Origin of the sequence: Haloarcula marismortui ATCC 43049, assembly GCF_000011085.1 — an archaeon.
In the GTDB taxonomy this organism is placed as follows: Archaea; Halobacteriota; Halobacteria; order Halobacteriales; family Haloarculaceae; genus Haloarcula; species Haloarcula marismortui.
On the sequence record NC_006396.1, the window covers coordinates 2283491 to 2308729 of the forward strand.

Here is a 25239-nt window from a genome sequence, read left to right on the forward strand (position 1 = left end):
CGCTCAGCGCAGTTCGTCGAGCGAGACGGTCGCCGAACGGTCCGCGGTAACCCACTCTGTCACGGACTGCTGGCGATCCGAGGGGAAGATAGTCAGCTCCGAAGGGTTCTCGGGGTCGTCGTACAGGTAATCCAGTTCGAACTCCGGCGCTTCGTTCAGATCGGTGTCCGACGGGGGCGTCGTGGTAGCACTCATCGTTCAGGTAGCGTGGGTAGCACTGCAGTTTGTACACAGTTCGTCGGGAGCACGGCCGCTGGCAGCGGGCACACTGGTCCCACAGCGCCGACACGTCCGTTGTGACCGAACGTACTCGGTGTGAGTCCGAATGTGTGCGATGTCACGTTCTCCGCTCATATCTGCTATAGATGGGCAGTTACTAAAAATACTTTTGGAAACTCATCCAGATATACCTAATACAAGTAAATGTAATTGTATCCCTTGGATGTATTCGAATCGTTCGAGCAGAATATTCCTCCACAATCGGACAACTGTCCGAAGCAACGGAGCGGAAAGCAGCACTAACGGCGAGAAAACCAGAGACGGTTCAGGCGTTTGCGACAGTTCGCAGGATCTCCGGCGCGTCGTCAAGCGCGTCGTCAAGCGCGTCCGCATCGGGACCGCCGCCCTGTGCAAAGTCCGGCGGGCCGCCACCGCCGCCGCCGACGCGACCGGCGAGTTCGCCGACGACTTCACCGGCGTCGACATCGACGCCGTCGGGCACTGAGACGACGAACTGCGCGCCGTCGAGTCCCGAGCCAAGCACCGCGATGTTGCCTTGCTCGACGATAGCGTTCGCCTGCGCGCGGAGTTCGTCCATGTCGGCGTCGATGCGCCCGACAACAGCGGTCGCATCGCCGACCCCGACTTCTTCATTGTCGCCACCGCCGCTCGCGCGGGCCTCAGCGAGTTGCTCTTTGAGCTGTTCGATTTCTTTGCCACGGGCCTTCCACTCGTCGAAGAACCGCTCGGCAGTCTCCGGGACGGCATCGGGCGCAACGTCAAGGATATCCGCGGCTTCGGTGAGCGCGTCTTCGGTGCGCTGGGTGGCCTCAATGGCCGCGTTGCCCGCCGCAAACGTCAGGCGGATGACCCCGTCCTGAATCCGCTCGGTGTTCAGGAGCTTGACAGCCCCGATGTCGCCGGTTCGGGCGACGTGGGTGCCACCACAGGCCTGCACGTCGTCGCCGACAGTGATGAGGCGGATCTGCTCGCCGGCCGGAATCCCGCCCTGATAGAGGTCGAAGCCGTACCGTTCCTCGGCATCGTTGCGGTCGGGCCACTCCTGTGAGACGGTGATGTTGTCCTGAATGATGTCGTTTGCGAGGCGTTCAATCTCTTTGACTTTCTCGCGGCTCACCGACTCGTAGTGGCGGATGTCGATGCGGGCTGAGTCGGTGCCCTTCTGGGCCCCGGCCTGCCTGACGTGCTCGCCGAGTACCTGCCGGGCGCTGTGGATGACGATGTGGGTCGCCGTGTGGTGTTGCATCAGGCGCTGGCGACGGGTGGCGTCGACCTGCCCACGGACGAACTCACCCTTGCCGGGGTCGTCGTCGCAGGTGTGGACGATGACATCGCCGTACTGCTGGACGTCGGTCACCTCGGCGGAGACGTCGTCGGTCGACAGCGTCCCCTTGTCCGGGGGCTGGCCACCGCCCTCCGGGTAAAACATCGTCTGGTCGAGCACCACGTCGTAGGTGTCCTCATCGCGGTCGAACACCTCCAGCACGACGGCCTCGAACTCAGTCCGCTGCTGGTCCTCGTAGTAGAGCCGGTCGGTCTCGGGCAGTTCTTCGAGTCGGTCCTCGTAGGGCGTCTGTGACTCCTCGGTGGCGGTATCGTCGCCGCCGTGGCGCTGGGCGACGACCGCGTAGAAGTCGTCGGGCACGTCGACCGCGACGCCTTTTTCGGCGGCGATCTCCTCGACCATGTCCGGCTGAATCCCGTGGGAATCGTACAGTTCGACCAGTTCCGACGTCGGAATCGGCTCGCCCTTCTCGGCGTATTCGTCGGCCAACTGGCGGACGCGCCGGCCACCGCGGTCAAGCGTCTCGCGGTACTTCTCTACTTCAGTGCGGACGATATCGCGGATGGTGTCGCGGTTCTCGTAGTCGAGGCGCTCGGCCTGCATGTCGACGAGTTCGTCAAGCGGCGCGTCGACGCCGACGCCGTCGACCAGTCGCTTCGTTCGGCGCAGGACCATCCGTGCCAGATAGCCTGTCCCGACGTTCGACGGAACGATACCGTCCCCGAGCATGTACGCGAGCGTCCGGCAGTGGTCGGCGATGGCATAGATGTCCTCAAGCGGAGCCATCAGGTCCCGCATCTCCTCGACCTCGACGCCGACCTCGGCGGCGATGGTGTCGCGTTCGGCTTCGATGTCTTCGGCCTCGTCGATGTCCATCCGGCCCGCGAGCTTCGCGGCCTCGTGGACGATTCGCTCTTCCTCGTCGGTGAGCTCGATGCCGGCGTTGTCCTTGAGGAAGGCGATCATGTCGGGGTAGACGGCCTCGTACACCGTCGGCGTCCCCTGGCTCATCCAGGTCCAGCGTTCGAGCCCATAGCCGGTGTCGACGATGTAGGTGTCCATCGGCGAGTACCGGTTGCCGTCCTTCATCTCGTACTCGCCATCGGAGTCCTGCTCCATGGACATGAAGACGAGCGTGGCGAGTTCGGCCCCGCGGTAGATAACCTCGATAGCCGGACCGGCGTTGCCGCCACCGACCCACGGGTCCTCGATGTAGACGATTTCGTCCAGATTCGCCCCCATCTCCTCGAACAGTTCGTCACAGTACTGGACGGTTTCGTTCTTCCAGTACACCTCGCCCTCGTAGGCGTACTGCTCGGGGTCTTCGATGTCCTCGCGGGCGTTGAACGCGTGGTGGGCCATCATCTCGAAGGCCATCGTGTGCCGACCGGTCTTCCCGACGTTGTCGATGTCCTGCATCCGGATGCAGGGCTGGCTGATACACAGCGGGTTCGCCGGCGGCGGCGTCGTCCCCGAGGTGACCAGCGGCTGGAAGTCGTAAATCGACGCCTGCGTGAGGAGGACATCGTCGCGCCAGCGGTTGGCTGCCACCGGGTACGGGTCGATGCGCTCATGGTCACGGTCCTCGAAGAAAGAGAGGAACGCCTCGCGCATCTCCGTCAGCGAGTGGGACTCGTCGAACCCGGGGTTGTCGATGAAGTCGTACTCCGCACACGGCGGTTCGCCGCAGGTCTCGCGCTTGACACGGGACCAGAACATGTCGCCACAGGAGACACACTCCTGTCTGTGGAAGCCTTCCTCTTCGAAGTAGTCGAGTTGGTAGGCCTCGTCGAGGTCGCTCATTGGTGTTCAGTTGGCCCACGTTCGCCTAAAACTGTTCCGAAGGGGCCGAGTATTGAGCCGGGAGTCACTGTTGTCAGGTAGATGCAGTCGGACTACAACCGAAAGGCGCCCTTACTCGCCCTGTGCAAGCGAGGCCAGCATCGCTTCGAGTTGCACACGCTCGTTCGCACCACGGGTAATCCGATAATCGGTTTCGCCGATGCGTTCGAGCACTCGGACGGCTGCGTCGTCGTCAATATCGAACTCCCAGATGGAGCGATGCAGTTGGTCGATGATGTCACCGCCAGCGATGCCTTCCTCGGTCAGCAGTCTATCGAGGGTCGCCCGGGACGCGGTGAAGTCGCCGTCCAGCGCCGACTGGACCATCGTCCGGATCTCTTCCGGGCGGGCCGTCGAAGTGATAGCGTACACTGCCGACTCGTCGACCGTGTCGCCGCTGACCGATGCAGCTTGCAGGCCGTTGATGGCTTTCCGCATATCCCCGTCGGCGGCGTAGACGAGTGCGTCGAGTCCGTCTTCGGTCAGTTCAATGTCTTCTTCGGCAGCGATGGTTCGGATTTCCTCGGCAACGGCGTCGTCTGCAAGCGGCGAGAACCGGAAGACCGCACAGCGCGATTGGATCGGGTCGATGATCTGGCTGGAGTAGTTACACGAGAGAATAAAGCGGACGTTATTCGAGAACTGCTCCATCGTCCGGCGCAGCGCCGACTGGGCGTCGCTGGTCAGCGCGTCGGCCTCGTCGAGGAAGATGATACGGTACTCGACGCCCCCGAAGCTCGTCCGGGCGAAGTTCTTGATACGGTCCCGGACCACGTCGATACCACGCTCGTCGGAGGCGTTCAGTTCGAGGAAGTGCTCGCGCCAGTCGTCGCCGTACAGTTCACGGGCGATAGCCGTCGCGCACGTCGTCTTCCCCGTCCCTGCCGGCCCGGAAAACAGCATGTGGCTCAGGTCGTTGCGCGAGACGTAGCTCTTGAGCCGCCCGACGATATTCTCGTGCCCCATCACGTCGTCGAGCGTCTGCGGGCGGTACTTCTCGATCCAGACCTCCTCGCGTCCCGCCCGCGACTCGGACTCGGCCTCACTCATGGACGATTGGAAGCGTGGGCCGGTCTTAAACCCCGCGAGAGTCGACAGTCTCAGGTGCATCGGCGGAGTACGGCCGGGTATGCACGTCACCGTCGAAATCGCCGGCGAAGACACCCACGAACTGGAGGTGGACGCGGACGCGACGTATGGCGACCTGCTCGCACCGGTCGACCTGAGCCCCCACGAGGTGTCAGTCCTCGTCGACGGCGAGCACGTGCCGACGGACCAGCCCGTCGAGCACGACCACGTTCGGGTTGTCAGGCTCATCAAAGGCGGGTGAGTCGCCGATGCGTGTCCGCGAAGCGACCGAGGCCGACCTGCCGGCAGTGATGAACGTTCTCGACGGCGCGGCGCTCGAAATCGGTGTGCCAACGGTCCGTACAGGAATCGCCGGCGACGGAACGCTCATCTCGGTTTCGGGTGGTTCCGGGGCAGACGCAACGCCCGAAAGCGACCGAATACTCGGCGCACTCGTGCTCGATGACACTCACATCGACGCCGTCGCTGTCCGTCGCCGTCGCCGGGGACAGGGCATCGGGACGGCGCTCGTCGAGGCCGCACTCGACCGGCGGGACCGACTCACGGCCGAGTTTGACGCGGACGTGCGGCCGTTCTACGAGCAACTCGGGTTCGACGTGGAGCTTCTCGACGACGAGGACGGCCGCTTTCGCGGGATTCGCAAGTAGTCGTCCCGTCGGAGTCAGTTCTGACGACCCGTCAGTTCCTCGATGGACAGTTCATACAGCGTTATATCCATCTCATCGGTCGGCTCGTCGAACACCCGAATGGGCGCGTAGCGCTCGTTTATTTCGACGGCTTCGTAGGCCGGGTCACCGTCGGGGACAGCCGCTATCGGTCCCCTGGCGACGATGCTCCAGCCGGTCCACGCCTCCGCGTCCGGCGTCTGCTCCGTCTCCGTGACGACATACGTCGCCGTCTCGGTGGCGACGAGGTACGCCGACTTCTCGCTCCCGCTTGTCTCGCCAAGGCGGAAGTACAGCGACCCGTCCTCGTAGTGGTGAAACACCGGGAAAGCATACGCGTCGTCGCCGTCAGCCAGCGCGAGCACGCCGCTCTCACTCTCGCCAAGGCGGTCGCGGACGATGTCGTCAGGCATCCCCTCTGTGTAGGCGAACGCGATGTCGGAGTCCATGCGTCGACGACGCGTGCCGCGGGCTTAAACGAGGGGTTCGACCAGTTCCTGACCAGCATCGAGCAGTTCGCCGACCCGGGCATCGCTGCCGGCCTCGGCGTAGACGCGGAGCTTCGGTTCCGTCCCGGACGGGCGGACGAGCACCCACGTCCCGTCTTCGAGTCGGATTTTGAACCCGTCGACGGTGTTGATGCCGTCGACAGCGACTCCCGCCAGCGTCTCGGGCAGTGCGGTTTCGAGGTCTTCGAGAACTGGCTCCTTGCGGTCGTCCGAGCAGTCGACGCTGATCCGGTCCTGATGGATTTCGCCGTGTTCGTCCAGCAGTCTGTCGACACGAGCATCAAGCGGTTCCTCGCGCTCGGCGGCGGCGGCGGCCAGCGCCACCAGCACGCCGTCCTTGTTCCGCAGGTGGTCCGGCAGGCCGAAACCGCCGGACTCCTCGCCGCCGAACAGCGCGTCGTGCTCGGCCATCGCCTCGGCGACCCACTTGAAGCCGACGGCGACCTCGTGGACGTTCTGGCCGTGGGCCTCGGCGACGCGGTCGACGATGCTGGACGTCGAGACCGTCCGAACGACATCGCCCGTCCCGTCCTCAAGCAGAAAGTCGTACATCGCGGCGAAAAACAGGTTGGGGTCCAGATAGCCGCGGTCGGGCGTAACGACGCCGATGCGGTCGGCGTCGCCGTCGTTGATAATCCCCAGCGCGGCGTCACCCTCGCTGACTTCGCCGACGAGGCCCTCAGCGTTCTCCGCCGACGGCTCGGGCGACCCGCCGCCGAACTCCGGGTCCTGTTCGCAGTTGAGACGAGTCACATCGGCCCCGGCCGCTTCGAGCAGGGCGTCGGTGACGCCGCGGCCACTGCCGTATAGCGCGTCGTAGGCGACTGACAGGTCATCGAGGTCAGTGTCGACGAAGTCCAGCGCGTGGTCGTGGAACGGGCCAATAAGGTCTTCTTCCGTTCGCTCGCCCCACTCGTCTTCGGGGAGCGGGTCGAGGACGGCGAGGTTTTCCTCAAAGGCGGCCGTCCAGTCGGGGAGCGCCGGCGACCCGTCACCAGGGATGAACTTCACGCCGTTGTACTCCGGCGGATTGTGGCTGGCCGTGATCTGGAGCGCCCCGGCCAGACCGCGGTCTTTCACCGTCCAGGCGAGGATCGGCGTCGGCGTGTCCCGGTCCGGCAAGAGCACGTCGAAGCCGTTCGCACGCAGGACGTGTGCGAGCTCGTCGGCAAACCCGGGCGAGGTCTCGCGGGCGTCGTACCCGATAGCGACGGTCCCGCTCGCCCCGCGCTCGGCGAGCGTCGTGGCGACAGCCTGACCAACCATCCGGACTCGCGGTTTCGTGAACACGTCCAGCGTCGCCCGCCAGCCGTCCGTCCCGAAAGCGATTGCGCCTGCGTCGACATCCGCGTCGTTGTCCATATCCCGCGGTTCTCGGCCCCCAGACAAAAAGTCACGCCTCATCGGTGAGCTGTCACTTTTCCTGTTATTGACAGCGAGAAGTGAGCGGCGGGTCAGATATCGAACACTACTTCGGCGTCGCTGGATTCGACGAGTCGTTCCTTCTCCGCTCTGGAGTACTGCTTAATCTCGTACTCACGGCTCATCGCGTCGGACTGTGAGTCAAATGATTCGACGTGAATCAGTTCGACCGGGGTTCTGCCGCGCGTGTACTTCGCGCCATCGCCGGCGTCGTGCTCTCGGACGCGGCGTTCCACATCGGTCGTGTAACCGGTGTAAAACGTGTTGTCGCTACAACGGAGGACGTACACGTGGTAAGGGCTCCGCGCGGTAGTCATCGCACGATGCTGGTGGCCCAGTGGGCCTCACACTTGTTGGGCGCGCTCTCTCGATACCTCGGCAATGCCAGCGTTTGCCGAGCAGTTGGGACACGCCCGGATGTGTCCACGTTCATCCGCGAACACTCGGGCGAACTGGTCTGAGACGTGCGCGCCGCAATGATCACATTCAGGCATCGTGTTCGTCGGCGACACCACCGCCGACGTACACGCGTACGCGCGTTGTTCGCATAGCTCTTTACCCAAATACTTGGGTGTACCCGTGGCCGGCGAGGGTGGTTATTCCCGCGCATTGTCGAGCTGTCTGGCGATTAGGCCGGCCTGTGTCCCGGCGGTGAAGCCGGCGTCGATGTTCACGACAGAGAGTGCAGTGCAGGACTGGAGCAGTCCCGAGAGAGCGGCCTCACCCTCGCCGCCGTGGCCGTAGCCGGTCGAGACGGGCAGGCCGATGACCGGTACGTCGACGAGACCGGCGACAACCGTCGGGAGCGCACCTTCGCGGCCCGCCGCGACGATGAGCACATCCTGGTCCCGGAAGCCGTCGACCGCATCTATCGTCCGGGCAAGGCTCGCAACCCCGACATCGTCGATACGGGTCACGGTGGCACCCATCTCCTCGGCGATAAGCGCGGCCTCACCGGCCGGAACGGCGTCGGATGTCCCGGCGGTGACGATACCCACTGACGCGTCCAGCGACGGGCGCTCGAACGCGGGGGTCGTCGCGACCAGCCAGTTCGAGCGGTCGTCCCAGCGAACTGTCGCATCGGAGGCGGCTTCGTCCAGCCGCTCCCGGACGGCCGTTGCAGTGGACGTATCGAGTCGTGTCACGATAGCCCGGTCCGTCGTCTCAATAGCTGTTGCTGCCAGATCCGCCACTTCTCCCGGTGTCTTCCCGTCCGCGAGGACGGCTTCAGGAACGCCGGCACGGTCCTCCCGGGCGGCGTCGAACCGACCGGCCCCGCTGGTCGCGTAGCCGGAGAGCGCCGCCTCGGCTTCCGTTGGGGAGAGGTCACCCGCCGCAACCGAATCGAGTATATCGCGCATAGAACCCATTCAGTGGTACGGCCACTCCTATCCGTCGGTCCGAAACAGGCGTGTTGCTCACATCAGGGTTGGATCCGTGGGAGCGCGCGTGAGCGACGCTCGGCCGGAGTAACGCGACAATAGCCGTCTGGGGCAGACAAAAAGCCGGATTCTGATGGATTCTCGCGGACACAATCCCGGATTTATAACGGGTTATGTGTCGTATAATGCCTCAAACTGCCGGTAATAGGGTCGAGAGCGAACTAATTGGAGAAAGTATATAAGTAACCCCCGTCGATACCTCGTCTGTATGGCAGACCTAATCGTCAAAGCCGCCGTTAAGGAAGAGCTCAACGACATGAACGTAGCGTCCGACTTCTACGACGCACTCGACGAGGAAGTCGAGGAGCTGCTTCAGGACGCAGCCCGACGAGCCGACGAGAACGACCGGAAGACGGTCCAGCCGCGCGACCTGTAAGGTCGTTTCAAGCAGCGTATTTTTTTGACGCAAGCCGACCAGCGACAGCTATTTCGAAAGCGTTCGGACGGTGACGCCATCAGCAGTGCCGACGTGAATCTCGTCAGCCATACCGACGAACAGCCCGTGCTCGACAACACCGGGCAGCGCGGCGAGGTCGCTGGCGAGTGCGGCGGGGTCGTGGATGGAATTGAAGTCGCAGTCGAGCACGAGATTTCCGTTGTCGGTGACGACGGGGCCGTCCTTACGTTCTGCACGGCGGAGTGTTGGGTCACCACCCAATTCTTCGACTGCCGTGACGACTGTCGAGCGGGCCATCGGGAGTACCTCGACGGGGACAGGATATGAGAGTACGGCCGCCTCTTTCGTCGGATCAGCGACGACGAGGAAGCGGTCGGCGCTCGCGTCGACTATCTTCTCCCGGGCGTGCGCCGCGCCACCGCCTTTGATCAGGTTGCCGCTGGCCACCTCGTCGGCCCCGTCGATGGCGAGGTCGACCGACACGTCGTCGAGGTCCGCCAGCGGGATGCCACAGTCACGGGCCAGCTGGCGGGACTGAAACGACGTGGGGACGCCGACGACATCGAGGCCGGCGTCGACCGCCTGTCCGATAGCGCGGATAGCGTAGGCTGCCGTTGACCCCGTGCCGAGGCCAACGACCGTGGCGTCCTCGACCGCTTCAGCCGCTGATTCCCCCGCTGCCTGTTTCGCCGCGTCGGAGCCGCCCTGTTTCATGTGCGGTGGGTCGACAGACGTGGACAAAACGTTTGTTCTCCCGGCCGCAAGCGTTCGAATGGTCGACTGCACGTACTGTGGCTGTCCCGTCGAGAACCACGACCCCGTCTACGTCAGCGAGACGCCCGACGGGAAGTCGACGACGCAGTTTTGCAACTACGGCTGCCTGTCTGCTCACATCGACGAGGCAGCCCTGACGACCGGCACGACCTGTGAGTGGTCACCGACGCAGTAGCGGCGCGGTCTGTGGGTAGTCACCGACACAGCGACGGAGCGAGCGTCAGCACCATCGGTCCACAGTACCTGTCCGATGCCGGATGGATTTTAGGGGCGGCCCGACCCAGAGAGCAGTAATGACACAGTTCGGAACGAGCGGGATTCGGGGTCCCGTCGGCGAGACGGTCACAGCCGAGTTGGCGCTCTCGGTGGGGCGAGCGCTTGGCATCGACTGCGAGCGGGTGGTCGTGGGCCGGGACCCGCGAGCGAGCGGCGAGTACCTCCAGACGGCGCTGGTGGCCGGGCTTCGGGAGAGCGGCGTCGACGTGATAGACCTCGGCGGGGCGGCGACGCCGACTATCGGACGGGCGGTGGCGTGGCAGGACGCCGACGCCGGCGTCGCAGTGACAGCGAGTCACAATCCGCCAGAAGACAACGGTATCAAGCTCTGGCAACCCAGCGGCCAGGCCTTCGATGCGGACCTGCGAGCAACGATCGAACAGCGACTGGACGAGGATGCGTTCCAGCCAGCGGCGTGGGACGAGAGCGGGGGTCTGGTGTCTCGGGATGCCAGCCAACGCCACGTCGACGCGCTGGTCACGGAAATCGGTGAGCGAAACCTCGATAGCCATGTCGTCGTCGATCTGGGCAACGGCGCGGGTCGAGTCAGCGTCGACGCGCTTTCGGCGCTGGGCTGCTCCGTCGAGACGCTCAACGGCCAGCCCGACGGTGCGTTCCCCGGTCGCCCCTCGGAGCCGAAAGCCGAGCACTGCGAGTCGCTTTCGACGCTGGTGGCCGAGTCCGACGCAGACCTCGGCATCGCCCACGACGGCGACGCCGACCGGATGCGGGCGGTTGCGGCCGACGGGACCTTCCTCTCCGGCGACGTGTTGCTGGCCGTGTTCGCCCGTGCCGCGGCGTCACCGGGCGAGCGGGTCGCCGTCCCGGTCGATACAAGCCTCGCCGTTGAGGACCACCTCGACGACAGCGACGTCTCTGTCGAGTACACCCCTGTTGGGGACGTATACGTCGCCGAGGCGGCGAGTGCCGATGGTGTCGCCTTCGGCGGCGAGCCAAGCGGTGCGTGGATCTGGCCCGAGCGGACGCTGTGCCCGGACGGGCCGCTGGCGGCCTGTACCGCCGCGGCACTGGACAGCGAGCGCTCGCTGGGCGACCGGGCCGCCGACGTGCCGGAGTACCCCATTCGCCGGGATAGCGTCGAAACCGACCAGAAGGAGACTGTGATGGACCGCGTTCGAGAGACAGTGACCGACGCCTACGACGACGTGACGACGCTCGACGGGGTCCGGGTCGACCTCGGCGACGCGTGGTTCCTCTTGCGGGCCAGCGGAACCCAGCCGCTCGTTCGGATCACCGCCGAGGCCCGCGACCCAGACCGTGCTGACGCGGTGTTCGAGGAGGCACGGGCGCGCCTGACAGACGCAGTAGTCTAGAGCCTGAAACAGGAGTCCCGGCAAAACAACGGTTGGTAGCGAGTGCAGCCGGCGAGGAAAACGTCCCCGCAACCGTCAGGTCACAGGGCGGCAGTTCCTGATCGGTTCTATCCGCGACGTGTGGACCGGGCCTCACGGACGTCTGCCCCGTCGCGAATCTTGTCCTCGCACTGCGGACAGACCCTGGGCTTTTCGACCCCGTTCGGCGTGAACACACGCGCGTAGTCAGCCGTTACAAAATTACCGCAGTTCTGGCATTCCGGCATACAACCCTGTATGTGGGTTATACCCTCTTAATTGTTATTGGTCTGGTAAGTGTTCGCATACGAGGTGTTGGCGGCGCTACCGGGTGAAAACGCCATTTCGTTCGAAAGAAGGAAACGCCACCGACGGACACACCGGCCAGTGGAGTGTCTGTCAGTTGCCACAAACTCATCGAAGGAGCGCCAGATTCGGGACGGAGCGTGTCCGGTTACGCCTCGAAGGTACTGGTAATGGTTCCGTCCTCGGACAGTTCGATGACACCGTCGAAGAGTTCCCGGAACGCCGCGACCGTCTCCTCGTCGTGGACCTCGTCGGCGAGGTGGAACATCCCGACAGCGTCGTACTCGTCTAGCAGGTCGAGGATGTCTTCGACGGCCGAGAGCGCGCCGTCCTCGTCGGCGTAGTAGATGAGTTCCGTCAGCGAGTCGAAGGTCACGCGGAGCTTCCCGTCGTGTTCTTGCAGAAAGGTCTCGGCCTCCGAGACAATCCCGGAGAGGTCGTCCGGCGCGGAGACGTATCGGACGCTTTCGGACTGGCGACGGGTGTAGCCGCGCTCGACCGACAGCGTGTCGAGGATGGTCGCTTTGGACTCGTCGACCTCGTAGTACTCCAGTTTCTGTTTGACCTCCCGGGCGGTGGTCCGGGTCGAGATGACGAGCATCGAGTCGGTGTCGGTCGCAAGGAAATCCGTGTCCAGTCGGTCCGTCTCGCCGGTACTCGGATGCAGGAGTAGTACCCCCGTGCCACCCGGAACGGTTTCCGGTGCGTTGTCGATAGCCAGCGTATATTCCATATGCACATCAAGGAGAGTGGAACCCAATTAAGTGTGCGGGTCCCGGTTAGAACACGCTGTCCGCCGTCGCAGCTCCAACGACGCTGAAAATTGCACCGACAGTGATGGCTTTCAGGGTCGTCAGGGTGACCGCCATCGGCGTCGGGTCCAGCAGAATCCCCCCGTTGACGAGGAACGTGTCCGGGGCCGTAAACGCCACCGCGAGAATGGCGACCGAGCCAAACGCCACGCACATCAGCGAGACGAATCGGACCGGAATACCGGCCACCTCCGCCTCAGTGTCCACGTCGCGGTCGGCGTCAGCTTTGTACAGCGCCCCGTAGCCGATAGCGAACACGATACCGACGACAAGCACTGCGTGATACCAGGACATATTCTCAGCAAGGACCCACACCTCCTCTGTCACGACGAACGGCCCCGCGAGCAGGAACCCCCCAACGAGTTGCTGGGCAGTGTCCGCGACCCGGTATCGGCGTCGACCCATACCGGGTTGCTGTCCCGTCAGCACGAAAGTCTCCCGGTCTGTCACTGTCCGACAGGACCAATGTCCAGTCGCTACGGAGCGGTTCACAGCTTCCCTTCTCGTTTCAACTGGACCGAAAATGTGCCGTTGTCCCTCGGTTTCCAAGTGAAGAAAGGGGGTACAGCGGCTGTGAAGGGACTGAAAATCGCGACATCATCGGCTGATTCGGGCCGTGAATAAAAGCGTTTCGTCCCTCTGCCGACAGGTCGAGCGGGCCGGGACGGTTTACGTCGTCCGGAAGGCCCGGTCACCGGCGTCGCCGAGCCCCGGAACGATGAACCCGTCCTCGTCGAGTTCGTCGTCGATAGCGACGCTGATGATGTCAGCGTCCGGCTGCGCCTCCGAAACACGGACGATACCCTCTGGCGCGGAGACTGCGGCCAGAACAAGCAGGTTCTCCGGCTCTGTCTTCTCCGAGGTGATGTAATCAAGCACCGTGGCCATCGTCGACCCGGTGGCGAGCATCGGGTCCGCGATGATGACGGTGTCGTCCTCGGTGATTTCGGGCAGTTTGACGTATTCGACGGAGATAGGGAACTCGCCGTCGTCGTTCATTCCGGCTTCCTCATCACGGCTGGCGGAGATGACGCCCTGTCTGGCGCGGGGGAACGCTTTGAGCAGTCCTTCGACAAACGGCGTCGCGGCGCGGAGGACGTTGACGATGACCACGTCTTCGAGTCCTTTGACCCGCTCACCCATCGTCGTGGTTAGTGGCGTCTGGACTTCCGTGTATTCGGTTTCCATCCGCCCGTCAATGATTTCGTAGCCACAGATACGGCCGAGGCGGACCAGTCCCTTCCGGAAAGCGACCTGTTCGGTCTCGACGTTTCGTATCCGAGTCAGTTCATCTCGCGCCAGCGCGTGCGTGACGACAGAGGCGTCGCCGCGCTGTTCGATTGGCATATCGTGCCCGTTGACACCCGATGGCTTAAACGGTTCTCACTCAGGCCGGCTCAGCCGTGCCTGACCGTACCGCAGGGTCACCGCCGCGCTGACGGTTCTTGGCCATGAGGAAGAGGAACAGCGCGAGGCCGACGCCGCGGAGTACGATGTCAAGCAACACCGTCATCTCGCCACCGGCGATGCCGATGAGGCCGAGGATGTCGTACACGCCGGACACTGCGAGGCCGGGGGCCATCAGGAGCAGCGAACTGAACGCGAACGCCGCCCGCTCGCCACGGGAGACCGGTGCGTACGCGAACCCGATAACCGTCGCGGCCAGCGCGACGACGCCGAGGAAGACGCCGATAACGGGTATCAGTATCTCGGGGATGGAGTAGCCGAGGTCCAGCAGGTCGGCGGTCCCGACGATTCGGTATCCGGAGTCCGTCGGGGCACGCCGGATCAGGATGATGCCCGGCGTGACAATGAACGCGAACGGCACAATTGCCTTGTTGAGCGAGAGCGAAAACGCCTCGATGCCGGTCTCGAAGGCATCGGACTTTGCGACACCGGAAGCGGCGTAGGCAGCCACTGCGACCGGCGGCGTGATGTCGGCGATGACGCCGAAATAGAGGATGAACAGGTGCGCCGCGAGCAGCGGGACACCGAACTCGGTCAGCGCCGGCGCGAGCAGGGAGACGAGGATGATGTAGGTCACCGTCGTCGGCATCCCCATCCCGAGGATAATCGAGGAGAATGCGGTGACGAGCAACAGCAAGACCAGCGAGCCGCCGGCGACGGCCGTGATGAGCGAGACGAGGTTCGGGCCGAGGCCGGAGACGCTGATGACACCGGGGATGATGCCGGCGGCGGCGACAGCGATGACAACCGGGACCGCGGTTCTAGCCCCGCTCTCCATCGACTTCCCGACGAAGACGCCGAGCTTGTACAGCCCATTCGAGGCCAGATCTGGGCGACCGACAGCGTCAGCAGTCGTTTCGGCGGTGTCGTCGACAGCACCGTCGAACGACAGCAGTGGTGAGTCGAGTCGGGGCCGGGTGATCAGCGTGAGAACACCGCTGAGGATAATCAGCGTGCCGATGTTACCGACGGTGGCCGAGAACGCGTCTATGAGAGATTGGGACCCCGTCCCGTCGCCGGCCAGTGCGCCCAGAACGCCAGCGCCGAACAGGAACTGTGAAAGCAGCGATGCGCCGAACAGCACGCCGAGAATCGCTCCGAGGCGGGCACGCGTTTCGTCGCCGTAAGCCGCCACAAGTGCGATGAGCGCTCCGATTGCGATGAGCGTAAACCACGCCGAGCGGGAGACAGACAGTCGCTCGATGATGAGGTAGTACAACAGCAGCCCAAGCGGGACGAGGTAGAACCACCCGCTTTTGAAGTGGCTCCGGAGGTTGACCAGTTCTGAAGAGTCGAGACCGCCGATGTCCTCCTTGACCGCCTCGAAGTGGACCATCACCCAGACGCCGAAGAAGAAGACGATAGCGGGAATCGTCGCGACGACGATGACATCAGCGAACGGCGTCGCTGTGTACTGGACGATAAGGAATGCGGCGGCCCCCATCACCGGCGGGAGAATCTGGCCACCCGAGGAGGCAGACGCCTCGACGCCGCCGGAGAACTCCGGCGAGTAGCCCGACCGCTTCATCAGCGGAATCGTGAACGCGCCGGTCGTCACCGTGTTCGCAATGGAGGACCCGGAGATGGTCCCCATGAAGCCGCTGGCGAGGATGGACGCCTTCGCCGGGCCACCCTTCCGCGTCCCTGTCGCACCGTACGCAAGGTCGATGAACCACTGCCCCGCGCCGGACATCTCGAGGAACGCGCCAAAGAGGATGAAGATATAGATGAACTGCACGGAGACGGTAACCGGAATTCCGAACACCCCGTTTTCGGTGTTGTACCAGAGGTTCTGGATGATAGAGGGCCAAGACAGCTCCGGAATCGAGAGGACGCCAATGTAGGCGGCGTCCTGTGGGATGAGGACACCGAAACGGGCGTAGACGACGAACGCCGCGACGATAACCATCAACCAGAGGCTGATCGCCCGACGGGTCGCTTCGAGGACGAGCAGGACGCCGACCGCGCCGAGCACGAACGCGTAGGAGGTATCGGCGAGCGGCCCGAGAAGCCCCGCTATCGGCTCTAGGAAGGTGAACACTTCCTGAATCGGTCGGCCGCGTTCAAGTCCCAGCGCACGCATCCGCTGGATCTCGTTGAAGTCAGTAACGAAGTACGCGGCCGACAGCACCGACAGGACGATAAAAACGAAATCCGAGGGTGTCACGCGGTCCATCTCGGCGTCGAGGAACGCCCAAGCGAGGGCGCTCCCGATAGCGTGAACGACACGAGACACCGGATGCTCCGCGCCGAGTTTCTCGTCGACCAGTGACCCGAGCGCGATACAGCGCCGGGAAAGCGGGCCGTCGCCGGTGCTGCCGGGATACAGCAAGAACGTCAGAATGAGGCCAAAAGAGACGTGGACAGCGTTGATCTGGAGCAGTTGCAGTGACGCGAACACGACATCACCGACGCCGGGAAGCGAGATCGAGAGGACGAAGCCTTTCGCCGCGAGCCACATCTGAAACACCGAAAACGAGATGCCGATGAGCGCGACGAGGACAACCGCCCACCCTGTAAGGGAGCGTTTCCGCTCTATCTCCTGCAGTACTTCGTCAACTTCCTCGTCCGATACGGCCTCCCCGTCGTCGTCAGATCGTGTGTTTTCAGTCATGTGTTGAGCTGGTCTGTCGCAGCACCGAACGACGAGCGCTGGGTCACATAGAGGTGGACCGAGCGGCCGTTGGTGCGGGCTACCAAGTCGTAGGTTTCGGCTCCGACGTGAAGTTTATGTCCTGCAACATCACCGGGAGAGACTGTCACGCGCGTGTAGTTGCCTGGGGGGTCGAAGACATACATCCCATCCTCACGAGTGACGTTGGCTCCACTCGGGAGCCCCCAGCCGAACGATTCGAACTCCATACGGGTCATCTCAAGATGGTCGCCACGGACTGTGTACTCGTCGTAGACACGCGTTTTTTCGACACTGTGCATATATTCCAGCGCCACGGTCGTGCCGTCCTCAACCGAGACCGTTAGATACTGCTCACCGGTCTCGGCGTCTTCGACGACCAGTGCATGTCCGCCGGGGAGCGCTGCTACAGTCCCGATGAGGAGGAGGGCACCGAGCACCGCGATAGCGACGTATCGTCGTCTCATTCCAGTTGGTGAGTAATAGAAGGTCGTTAGTTAACGATACGGATAGCGTCAGTCAGCGGCGTTACGCGTCGAAGTAGGCCGCTGCGCCGGGGTGGAGTTCGATGGACATCCCGTCCTGAGCGGAGTCCGCGCTGATGAAGTCCGTCTTGATAGAGAGGTCGTCGACGTTGTCGAAGATGGCCGCGGTGACCGACTCGACCGTCTCTTCGGGCTGTTCGGCGTTCGTCGCAATCATCGCCTGCACAGCGATTGTTTCGACAGCCTCGTCGACGCCGGTGTAGGTGTCGGCGGGGATGGTGTCGTCAGCGAACCAGGAGGCGTCCTCCTTCGCTGCGGCACGGTTGTCGCCGGAGATTGGGACGATGACGAGGTCGTTGGTGTTTGCGAGGTCCTCGATTGCGCCGACCGGCCAGCCACCGACGACGAACGCGGCGTCGATGTCGCCGTTCCGGAGCTGGTCGGCAGCCTGAGAGAACGAGGCGTTCTGCTCGGTGTAATCGGAGATGCCGACTGACTCCAGAATCTGGTTCGCGTTGACCTGGGTCCCGCTCCCGAGGTCGCCAGTGTTGATCGTCGCCCCTTCGAGGTCGGAGAGTTGCGTGATGCCCGTGTCCGCGAGGGTGACGACCGTGATCGTTTCCGGGTACAGGGTCGCAACGCCCTGGAGGTTCTCGACGGCGTTGTCCTGGAACGCATCGATGCCAGTGCCGTTCTTTGCGAACGAGGCGATATCGTTCTGGATGAGCGCGAAGTCGGCGTCGCCGCTGGCGAGGCTGCCGACGTTTTCGACGCTCGCACCGGTCGACTGGACGTTCAGCGTGAAGTCTGTGTTGTCCTCTACGACCGTCTTGAACTCGTTCGAGAGCGGGAAGTAGGTGCCACCGGTGCCGCCGGCGTGCCACGAGAGGCGGGTCTCGGTGTCGCCTTCGGTCATTTCGCCCTCGGTCATGTCGCCACCCTCGGTCATGTCGCCGCCCTCGGTCGTTTCGCCGTCGCCACCGTCGCCGCCGTCGCCGCCACCGCCACAGCCGGCGAGAGCTGCGACACCTGCAACGCCTGCTGTCTTGAGGAACCGCCTACGTGTGGAGTTGTTAGTCATACGTATGTCTACGTCACACGGGGTATTCAAGAATGTTAGCTAGTATACAGTCGCTATTTGACTATATTGTGCGATAGCGTGTGACAGAGTATTTCACCGGACGGAATAGAGATGAGAAAAGACGGACAGGCAAAGTGTTCTATTTTTCGAGAATTTCAGCCCTAGTTATATTTCAGCAAACAACCGCCACGTCAGGACCCGTTACGCGGACGTCTCGATACCAAGCTCGTCGAGAAGCGTGCGGGCAGCTGCAGCCGAGGACGGTGGGCCACGAGCCGTGATGAGGTCACCATCGACCGTGACGCTGGTGTCGGCATCGAGTTCGGCGTCCCAGTCCGCACCGACAGCCTTCACTTCGTCTTCGACCCAGTACGGGAGCTTCCGGCCGTCGGGGAGCAGGTCGTTCTCGTCGACAATGCCTTCCTCCCAGGCGTTCGGGAAGCCGGTGACCGAGCGGCCGTCGGCGAGGAACTCGCCGTCGCTATTGCGGGTGAAGGCCAGAATCCCGACCGTGTGACAGACGACGAGTGCCTTGCCGTCGTCGCCGGCGACGCTCTCGCGCAGCAGTTCACGGGCGTGGACATCCTGCGTGACGTCCCACTCCGCGCCGTGGCCGCCGGGGAACACGACGGTGTCGTAGTCCGCGGCGTCAGCCTGTGCCAGCGGAATCGGGTTGTTCAGGCGCTCGTCGGTCTCGTGGACTTCCCGAACGTGTTCCGAGAGGTCTTCGCCGACTTCTTCGGGGTCGACGGAACGTTCGTCAAGCACCGGCGGCTCGCCGGTCGGTGTCGCCACCGTAATATCCAGACCGGCGTCTGTAAGAGTTGTCAGCGGCTCAATACATTCTTCGCCCCAGTACCCGTGTTCGCTTACGACGAATAGTGCGGATGACATCAAACTACCATTCGCGTGCAATCCTTATAAGCAGCCGTTCGGTGTTGAGCGAAGCGGGGCGAGCGGGAAGACCGCTATACAGTAAGAATGCGTCATTTATACTCCGATATCAAGGGCTGGGGAGGGGGCTCGCGGGAGAGTATCACGGCTGCCGCCACAGCGGAAACGTTTAACCCCACTGAGCAGCAATCCGGTGTGTACAGATGGACAGCCCACTGCAGCAGGTCCCGCGGCTGTCATAGACCGATCTATTATACCATGGCAGACATCGAAGAGAGCGTTTCAGGATTCAAGACGAAAGGCGGCTGGGTCGACGTCGTCGAGCACGGCGAGCGCATCACGCAGGCGCTGAAAGACATCGCTTCGGGCGAGACTGTCGACGAGGACGCCCTCAGTGAGTTCGACGAATGGCGACCCAAGAGCCACGAGCGACTGGACGAGGACGTCAACGAGAAAACCGCTGACCAAGCAAGCGTCGACGAGGGCAAAGGCGAACAGGCCGGCAAGGGGCCGGACGAGGACCTCCAGACCGCCGGCGAGAAACTCAGCGAGTCCTACGAGAACCTCGACGAGCCGGACGAGGCGATGGAGCGCTGGAGCGAGTCCGTCGACTACGTGGCGCGCGCGGCTGACTCCGCCAGCCGGAAAGCCCTGCGAAAGGTCGAGGACACCGTCTACCGCAACGTGATGACCCAGATCGCGCCCTATTACTTCGACAACGACCTCATCAGCGCGAACCTCCGTCGCGTCGGCGACGAGGAACGCCCCGAGTACGTCTTCGAGGTCAACGTCAACGACGACGACCTGAAGATGCGCGTCTCGAACAAGCTCGCGGACTTCGAGCAGGCCGTCGACCGCTGGCACGTCGACACCGAGAAAGTCACCGAGGCTGTCGAGGCCGCTGAGGGTGTTGATGCGGTCGAGACAGGGGATGAGACCGATGCGAAGACGAACTAAGCTCGCCGCTGGGCGAGCGGCATCGGCTTCCAGCATCGTCGACGTGAAAACGAACTAAGCACGAGCATGGCCGCACAGACGGTTAGATAGCGTCGTCAGGGTCGTGTTTTTCCGCCATCCGCGTCGCTTCGGCAGCGTACTGCGCCTGCAGGTCTTCGTCGTCGACGGACCCGAGGTTGTCCGGGTCCGCGTCGACAGCGGCCGTGGTCTCTCGCACGTCGGAAAACGAGGTCAGGGCGCGCTCCTTGCGGAAGTACTGTTCGCCGTCGGGCGTCGCGTACGTGAGGATGATGAGGTTCTGCTCGTCGTCGGAGTAGGTTCGTTCGACCAGCCAGACGCGGACAGTCTCTTCAGTGGCGGACATACGGGAGCGAACCACGCGCTGCCACCTGAACGTTTGCCCGTGAGGGCCGCGTCAGTGTCGGCAGTCGGCCTCACAAGGGCGCGCGAACGGTAGGCTCATTGCAGGGCGGGGCAAACGCCGTGACAGATGGTCGCGACGAGTACGATTGCGACGCTTGTTATCGCGTCAGCCGCGAGTCTGTTTATGGCCTGGGCCATCGGTGCTGGGTCGTCCGGGTCCACACCGTTCGCGCCGGCCGTCGGGGCGAACGCGATCTCGGTGATGCGGGCCGGGTTCTTTGTCGGCATCCTCGGGCTGGCCGGCGCGATCCTGCAGGGAGCCAACGTCACAGAAGCCGTCGGGAGCGAGCTCGTGCTGTTCCCGAGCGGCGGCGGCCTGTCGGCTATTGCCGCTATCGTCGCCCTCCTCACTGCGGCGGTGCTGGTCGCCGTCGGTATTTTCACCGGCTACCCCATCGCGACAGCGTTTACCGTCACCGGCGCAGTGGTCGGCGTCGGGCTGGCGATGGGCGGCCAGCCGGCGACAGCAAAGTACATCGAAATTGTCTCGCTGTGGGTCCTCACGCCCTTCGTCGGCGGGGGTATCGCCTTCGGGACGGCGTGGTCGCTCCGGCACGAGGCCACGACCGAGGAACGGCTCGTGCCGCTGCTGGGCGGGCTGGTCGGTGTGATCTTGGCGAACATCGAGTTCGTGCTGCTGGCACCGGGTAGCGAGCAGGCCTCTGTGGCCCGCGCCGTCGCAAGAGCGGCCGGGACACCGATCTTCCCGTCGATGGTCGTCGTGACGCTCCTTATCGGGGTGCTCGCGGGGGGACTGCTGTATCTAGATATCAGAGCGGACGCGGCCGCCGGGCAGCGGCACTTCCTGCTGGTGATGGGCGGGCTCGTGGCCTTCTCCGCTGGCGGGAGCCAGGTCGGCCTGGCGCTGGGACCGCTGGTGCCCCTGCTCGGCGAGGGGCCGACGGCGGCCATCCCCATCACCGGCGTTCTGTTGTTCGGCGGCCTCGGCCTCCTCGTCGGGTCCTGGACGGGCGCGCCGCGGATGATCAAAGCGCTGGCACAGGACTACTCCTCGCTCGGGCCGCGGCGCTCCATCGGCGCGTTGATTCCGAGCTTCATCATCGCGCAGGCGGCCGTTTTCTTCGGCATTCCGGTGTCGTTCAACGAGATTATCGTCTCGGCTATCGTCGGCTCTGGCGCAGCCGCCGGCGGTGGCGAAGTCAGTCGGGAGAAGATGGGGAAAACGGTGCTTGCCTGGATCGGGTCGCTGGCGCTGGCGTTTGCGCTAAGCTACGGGCTCTTCTGGATTATCGACGCGGCACTCTGACCCGGTCAGCGACCCCAGACGTAGCGACTGACGGCCTCGTCAATGCGGGTCGAGAGCCGGCCCATCCAGACCTCAGGCGAGACGCGCTCAATGTCCTGCTGGTCGACCTCGATTCGGTCGTCGCCGAAGGGGTCGTGGGGTTTTTCGCCCTCGTTCTCGTCGACGGCGTCGACGACGACACTCATCGAACACCGGCCACAGGCCTCAGTGTCTTTCGCCATGATTGTTAGTGATTAATTTGGAGGCCAGCGTCAAAAACCTGCCGCGGCGGTCGTGTACGGCCCGTGGACGACCGTCGGCTGACCGACGCCCTTAAGACCCCGACACGGCATCGCCATGGTATGACCTACCGCGGCGGGGGACCAGTACGAACTGAACACCTACGTGACTCACGACGATGAGCGAGGAATCCGAGTCCATGTCGGGTGAGGACCCGACTGACTATGGCGCGGAGAGCTGGGAAGACCCCATGACTGGTGCAGTCCCAAAATCGGAGCTTCCCGACGAAATCGTCGAGAAAGTCCCACACTGGACAGATGACCCCTACTTCGACCGGGTGGGCGACCGCCTGATGTACAATTACACGCTGGAGCGGGACCACCGGCTCCGGGGCGAGCGCTGGGACCTCTACGGCGAGATGCGGGTTCTCAATCAGAAACAGTTCTTCCACCCGGCGCTGTCCTACGGTGACCACGAATCCGAGGAGTACCTCTACGCCCGTCGCGTCGACCGGCCGACAGTCGGCGAACTGAAGCGACTGGTCGAACTGGGTCACGACCTTGCTGACGAGCGTGTGTCGGGCAACGAGGAGCACTACCGAACGGACTTCACGTTCGTCCTCGTCGCCGACGAGATACCCGACGAGGTTCGGTCGTTCGTCGAGGGTCAGCGCGAGCGGACGCTGTTGAAGTACGGCTACTACGGCCACTACGAGGTCAATCTGGGCGTCGTGGTGCCGGACGAACAGGTTGCCGTCGCCGGCGAAGCCGCCGACGTGGTCGAGGCGTTCGTTCTCTGGGAGGACGTGACCCAGCCCGAGGAAGGAGTGCTGTCGCGGCTCGCCAAGCGGTTCTGGAAATGACGCTCCCGACCCGGCGTGGCTTCGTCGTCGGCTGTGCGGCGACGCTGGCCGGCTGTGGCGTCCTGCCGGAGGAGCGCGAGCCCATCGAAGCCAGCGCGGCCGCGCCGGCAGTGCTCCCCGAGTCCAGCGGCTACTCGCTCGTTGCCGAAGATAACCGCACCATCGAGACGACGGTGACCGTCGACTTTTCTGGGGACGTGGAACTAACGTCGCGGCAAGACGTGATCGCGACGGTGTTCCAGCGCGTGTACCAGTCCGCAAACGGGGAGCAGTTCGGGCTCCTGACGGCCCCAGCCGTGCGAGTCGTCGACCAGCCCGAAGTCGTCCGTGACCCGCTGACGGCGGTGGACAGCACCCGGGTCGTTTCGCTTGCGATGGATACCGACGTGGACACTGTTTCGGAGTGGCGCAAACGCGGCTCAGAGACGCTTCTCGGGACCGAAACGACGCGGACGACAGCGACGGCAACGCTCAACGGGACCGAGCGAAAGCTCGCGCGAATTCGCGTCCGTGCCGGCGAGGATTCAGTGACGGCGATAGCGACTATCTCGGATGACGCCGCGCCGCCGTTCGGCGCGGTCACGCGGGACGCGTAACTGTCGCTGTCGACAGTAAAAAAACGGAAACGGAGTCGCGGTTCAGTCGTCGCCTGGTTCGACCGCGCTGGCGGGCCCACGGTCACGGACCGTGCTGATGTTGTCGTACCCTTTCTTCACGAGGGCCAGCGCGAGGCCGATGAGGACCAGCGCCAGTACCATCTGGACGGTCGAGGACGCGATGGCCGCAGTCCCCTCGGCACCGCCCTGAATGAGGTTCTGGTAGAGGTTGCTGTAGAACGCCAGCCAAGACAGCCCCAGAATAGTGATAGTCGTCATGATGGCCATCGGCACGCCCGTGGAGTACAGCTGCTTGTTGTCGTCCCAGTTCGCGAGCCAGACAGTCGCGGTCAGCAGCGCCAGCGCCGCGAGCAGCTGGTTCGCACCGCCGAACAGGGCCCAGAGCGTGAGCCACTCGCCGGAGATAACCATCAGATAGGCCGGGATGGCCTGCACGAGCGGGTTCGTGTAGCGGCCGCGCCCGATTTCGCCGAGGGTCGAACGGATGCCGCCGCCGACGTTGAATCCGGAAGCCGTTTCGCCCGCCCGGAGCCCGACGATCTCCTCCATCATGTACCGGCCGAGTCGGACGGCCGTGTCCGTGGAGGTCAGCAGGAAACTCACCAATACGAGCGCCATGAACGGTGCGCCGAAGGTCTGGGGGATGCCGAGACTGGTGAAGATGATGCCGCCACCCGTCGCGAAGTTCGGCAACGCAGCACCGATACCGCCGGCGGGATCAGCGAAGCCGGCCACGGCGAGCGTCGACAGTGCGACGGCGGCCAGCAGTCCCTCGCCGAGCATCCCACCGTACCCGATGAGGCGGGCGTCGGTCTCCTTGTTCAGCTGCTTGGCTGTCGTCCCAGAGGACACCAGCGAGTGGAAGCCACTGATCGTCCCGCAGGCGATGGTAATGAACAGCAGCGGGAACAGCGGTGCGAGGCCCGCGCCCTCGACACCCCAGAAGCCGTTGAATGCACCCATCGAGTCCGCGATGACCAGCGAGCCGGTCTCGGTGGCAGCCGTGCCGAAAATCGTGCCGACGATGACAGCCACCAGCGAACCGCCGACGCCGGCGTACAGCAGGAACGACGAGAGGTAGTCACGCGGCTGGAGCAGCACCCACACCGGGAGCGCGCTCGCAATGCCCGCGTACACCATGATTATCGGCACCCACGCCGCACGGTTGGGGTTCATCGCCGTCGCAGACGACCCGGGAATCCACTGTCCAGTGCCGAGGTTCAGCACGTCCGCGAGCACGAGCGTGCCTGCGGGGTAGCTCGTCTCGCCGACGGCCGGGAACAGCGCAACGGGGTTCAGAATTCCCACGTACACGCCGGCGAACACACCAGCGACGAACAGAACTGTTCCCGGGAGGAACGGTCCGTTCAACTGGTAGAGATACACGCCAAACACCAGCGCCAGTACGATGTAAACGAAGCTCGCGGTCGTCACCTGTGGGAACGCGTCGAACACGATGGCGACCACCAGCGCGAACACCGCGACGACGAGGATGATGGTCAGGAACGCGAACCACAGCAGCATGTTCTTGCCCCCTTCCCCGATGTACTCACCAATAATGTAGCCGATTGACTTCCCCTCGTGTCTGAGCGACCCCGACAGCGAGACGAAGTCGTGGACGCTCCCCATCAGCGGGTTACCGATGGCAATCCACAGGAGTGCGGGAACCCACCCCCACACAGCGCCCGCCGTAATCGGTCCGACAATCGGTGCCCCACCCGCGATACTGGAGTAGTGGTGACCCAGCAACACCGGTTTCTTCGACGGGACGTATTCTTGCCCGTCTTCGTACTTGTGCGCCGGTGTCTCGTTGTCGTCGTCGAGTTCGAGGAACCGCGCGAGGTACTTCGAATACCCCAGATACCCCACGCTGAACGTCACCAGTACTGCCAGGACGATCCAGATTACCTGTGTCATGTGTGTG

General features: G+C 63.8%; 27 protein-coding genes. 9 read left to right on the forward strand and 18 right to left on the reverse strand.

Going from position 1 to position 25239, the window contains the following annotated elements; all coding sequences use genetic code 11:
- Positions 1 to 3: 3 nt before the first annotated feature.
- From RR_RS15455 to RR_RS15465, 3 genes are all read right to left on the reverse strand, one after another.
- Complete coding sequence (locus RR_RS15455; protein WP_007189487.1) at positions 4 to 195, reverse strand: DUF7511 domain-containing protein; 192 nt, start codon at positions 193 to 195, stop codon at positions 4 to 6.
- A gap of 349 nt (positions 196 to 544) precedes the next feature.
- Complete coding sequence (gene alaS / locus RR_RS15460; RefSeq protein WP_011224298.1) at positions 545 to 3328, reverse strand: alanine--tRNA ligase; 2784 nt, start codon at positions 3326 to 3328, stop codon at positions 545 to 547.
- A 111-nt stretch (positions 3329 to 3439) separates the two neighbouring features.
- A complete protein-coding gene (locus tag RR_RS15465; protein ID WP_049939018.1) occupies positions 3440 to 4417 on the reverse strand; it encodes a replication factor C small subunit in 978 nt (325 codons plus the stop codon).
- A gap of 79 nt (positions 4418 to 4496) precedes the next feature.
- Here RR_RS15465 and RR_RS15470 point away from each other — a divergent pair, with 79 nt between their 5' ends.
- Both RR_RS15470 and RR_RS15475 read left to right on the forward strand, forming a co-directional pair.
- Positions 4497 to 4697 (forward strand): ubiquitin-like small modifier protein SAMP2, encoded by a 201-nt coding sequence (locus tag RR_RS15470; RefSeq protein WP_004959591.1) that lies wholly within the window; start codon positions 4497 to 4499, stop codon positions 4695 to 4697.
- Between the two features lie 7 nt (positions 4698 to 4704).
- Positions 4705 to 5103 carry a GNAT family N-acetyltransferase gene (locus RR_RS15475; protein WP_004959596.1) on the forward strand — a complete coding sequence of 133 codons (399 nt, stop codon included), beginning with the start codon at positions 4705 to 4707 and terminating at the stop codon, positions 5101 to 5103.
- Positions 5104 to 5117: 14 nt separating this feature from the next.
- Here the strand turns inward: RR_RS15475 and RR_RS15480 are convergent, their stop codons facing one another.
- From RR_RS15480 to larB, 4 genes are all read right to left on the reverse strand, one after another.
- Positions 5118 to 5570 carry a pyridoxamine 5'-phosphate oxidase family protein gene (locus tag RR_RS15480; protein ID WP_011224301.1) on the reverse strand — a complete coding sequence of 151 codons (453 nt, stop codon included), beginning with the start codon at positions 5568 to 5570 and terminating at the stop codon, positions 5118 to 5120.
- Between the two features lie 24 nt (positions 5571 to 5594).
- Positions 5595 to 6992, reverse strand: coding sequence for a phosphoglucomutase/phosphomannomutase family protein (locus RR_RS15485; RefSeq protein WP_049939019.1), 1398 nt, complete (start codon positions 6990 to 6992; stop codon positions 5595 to 5597).
- Positions 6993 to 7084: 92 nt separating this feature from the next.
- Positions 7085 to 7369: a GIY-YIG nuclease family protein gene (locus RR_RS15490; protein ID WP_011224303.1), complete on the reverse strand. Its 285-nt coding sequence runs from the start codon at positions 7367 to 7369 to the stop codon at positions 7085 to 7087.
- A gap of 279 nt (positions 7370 to 7648) precedes the next feature.
- Positions 7649 to 8413, reverse strand: a complete 765-nt coding sequence (gene larB / locus RR_RS15495) for a nickel pincer cofactor biosynthesis protein LarB (RefSeq protein WP_007189491.1) — start codon at positions 8411 to 8413, stop codon at positions 7649 to 7651.
- A 289-nt stretch (positions 8414 to 8702) separates the two neighbouring features.
- Here larB and RR_RS15500 point away from each other — a divergent pair, with 289 nt between their 5' ends.
- Entirely contained in the window at positions 8703 to 8870 is a 168-nt protein-coding gene (locus tag RR_RS15500) for a hypothetical protein (RefSeq protein ID WP_004517708.1), read from the forward strand.
- Between the two features lie 48 nt (positions 8871 to 8918).
- Here the strand turns inward: RR_RS15500 and rpiA are convergent, their stop codons facing one another.
- On the reverse strand, positions 8919 to 9605 hold the full coding sequence (gene rpiA / locus RR_RS15505) for a ribose-5-phosphate isomerase RpiA (RefSeq protein ID WP_011224305.1): 687 nt from the start codon (positions 9603 to 9605) through the stop codon (positions 8919 to 8921).
- Positions 9606 to 9663: 58 nt separating this feature from the next.
- Here rpiA and RR_RS15510 point away from each other — a divergent pair, with 58 nt between their 5' ends.
- On the forward strand, positions 9664 to 9840 hold the full coding sequence (locus tag RR_RS15510) for a hypothetical protein (protein ID WP_394297569.1): 177 nt from the start codon (positions 9664 to 9666) through the stop codon (positions 9838 to 9840).
- Between the two features lie 118 nt (positions 9841 to 9958).
- Positions 9959 to 11275, forward strand: coding sequence for a phosphoglucosamine mutase (gene glmM / locus RR_RS15515; RefSeq protein WP_049939020.1), 1317 nt, complete (start codon positions 9959 to 9961; stop codon positions 11273 to 11275).
- Positions 11276 to 11747: 472 nt separating this feature from the next.
- Here glmM and RR_RS15520 read toward each other — a convergent pair whose 3' ends face one another.
- The 7 genes from RR_RS15520 to RR_RS15550 all read right to left on the reverse strand — a co-directional run bounded on the left by RR_RS15520 (position 11748) and on the right by RR_RS15550 (position 18970).
- Positions 11748 to 12332 carry a DUF7090 family protein gene (locus tag RR_RS15520; RefSeq protein WP_011224307.1) on the reverse strand — a complete coding sequence of 195 codons (585 nt, stop codon included), beginning with the start codon at positions 12330 to 12332 and terminating at the stop codon, positions 11748 to 11750.
- A gap of 46 nt (positions 12333 to 12378) precedes the next feature.
- Positions 12379 to 12816 (reverse strand): DUF2391 family protein, encoded by a 438-nt coding sequence (locus RR_RS15525; protein WP_007189495.1) that lies wholly within the window; start codon positions 12814 to 12816, stop codon positions 12379 to 12381.
- Positions 12817 to 13080: 264 nt separating this feature from the next.
- On the reverse strand, positions 13081 to 13758 hold the full coding sequence (gene upp / locus RR_RS15530) for a uracil phosphoribosyltransferase (protein ID WP_011224308.1): 678 nt from the start codon (positions 13756 to 13758) through the stop codon (positions 13081 to 13083).
- A 40-nt stretch (positions 13759 to 13798) separates the two neighbouring features.
- On the reverse strand, positions 13799 to 16492 hold the full coding sequence (locus RR_RS15535) for a TRAP transporter permease (RefSeq protein WP_011224309.1): 2694 nt from the start codon (positions 16490 to 16492) through the stop codon (positions 13799 to 13801).
- Entirely contained in the window at positions 16489 to 16977 is a 489-nt protein-coding gene (locus tag RR_RS15540) for a DUF1850 domain-containing protein (RefSeq protein WP_011224310.1), read from the reverse strand. The genes RR_RS15535 and RR_RS15540 overlap by 4 nt, the downstream gene beginning before the upstream one ends.
- Before the next feature lie 61 nt (positions 16978 to 17038).
- Positions 17039 to 18076 carry a TAXI family TRAP transporter solute-binding subunit gene (locus tag RR_RS15545; protein ID WP_011224311.1) on the reverse strand — a complete coding sequence of 346 codons (1038 nt, stop codon included), beginning with the start codon at positions 18074 to 18076 and terminating at the stop codon, positions 17039 to 17041.
- A 201-nt stretch (positions 18077 to 18277) separates the two neighbouring features.
- Positions 18278 to 18970, reverse strand: a complete 693-nt coding sequence (locus tag RR_RS15550) for a type 1 glutamine amidotransferase domain-containing protein (RefSeq protein ID WP_011224312.1) — start codon at positions 18968 to 18970, stop codon at positions 18278 to 18280.
- A 258-nt stretch (positions 18971 to 19228) separates the two neighbouring features.
- Between RR_RS15550 and RR_RS15555 the strand changes: the two genes are divergently transcribed.
- On the forward strand, positions 19229 to 19927 hold the full coding sequence (locus RR_RS15555) for a DUF5828 family protein (RefSeq protein WP_007189499.1): 699 nt from the start codon (positions 19229 to 19231) through the stop codon (positions 19925 to 19927).
- A gap of 82 nt (positions 19928 to 20009) precedes the next feature.
- Here RR_RS15555 and RR_RS15560 read toward each other — a convergent pair whose 3' ends face one another.
- Positions 20010 to 20291, reverse strand: coding sequence for a hypothetical protein (locus RR_RS15560; protein WP_004959649.1), 282 nt, complete (start codon positions 20289 to 20291; stop codon positions 20010 to 20012).
- Positions 20292 to 20417: 126 nt separating this feature from the next.
- On the opposite strand from RR_RS15560, the gene RR_RS15565 reads away from it, so the two are divergent.
- Positions 20418 to 21617 (forward strand): inorganic phosphate transporter, encoded by a 1200-nt coding sequence (locus RR_RS15565; RefSeq protein WP_004959653.1) that lies wholly within the window; start codon positions 20418 to 20420, stop codon positions 21615 to 21617.
- Between the two features lie 5 nt (positions 21618 to 21622).
- Here the strand turns inward: RR_RS15565 and RR_RS15570 are convergent, their stop codons facing one another.
- Positions 21623 to 21838, reverse strand: a complete 216-nt coding sequence (locus RR_RS15570; RefSeq protein ID WP_007189501.1) for a hypothetical protein — start codon at positions 21836 to 21838, stop codon at positions 21623 to 21625.
- A gap of 176 nt (positions 21839 to 22014) precedes the next feature.
- Between RR_RS15570 and RR_RS15575 the strand changes: the two genes are divergently transcribed.
- Positions 22015 to 22698, forward strand: coding sequence for a hypothetical protein (locus RR_RS15575; protein WP_011224315.1), 684 nt, complete (start codon positions 22015 to 22017; stop codon positions 22696 to 22698).
- Positions 22695 to 23294 carry a DUF6517 family protein gene (locus tag RR_RS15580; RefSeq protein ID WP_011224316.1) on the forward strand — a complete coding sequence of 200 codons (600 nt, stop codon included), beginning with the start codon at positions 22695 to 22697 and terminating at the stop codon, positions 23292 to 23294. The genes RR_RS15575 and RR_RS15580 overlap by 4 nt, the downstream gene beginning before the upstream one ends.
- Positions 23295 to 23336: 42 nt before the next feature.
- On the opposite strand, the gene RR_RS15585 is transcribed toward RR_RS15580, so the two are convergent.
- Positions 23337 to 25232, reverse strand: a complete 1896-nt coding sequence (locus RR_RS15585; protein ID WP_011224317.1) for a carbon starvation CstA family protein — start codon at positions 25230 to 25232, stop codon at positions 23337 to 23339.
- Positions 25233 to 25239 lie beyond the last annotated feature (7 nt).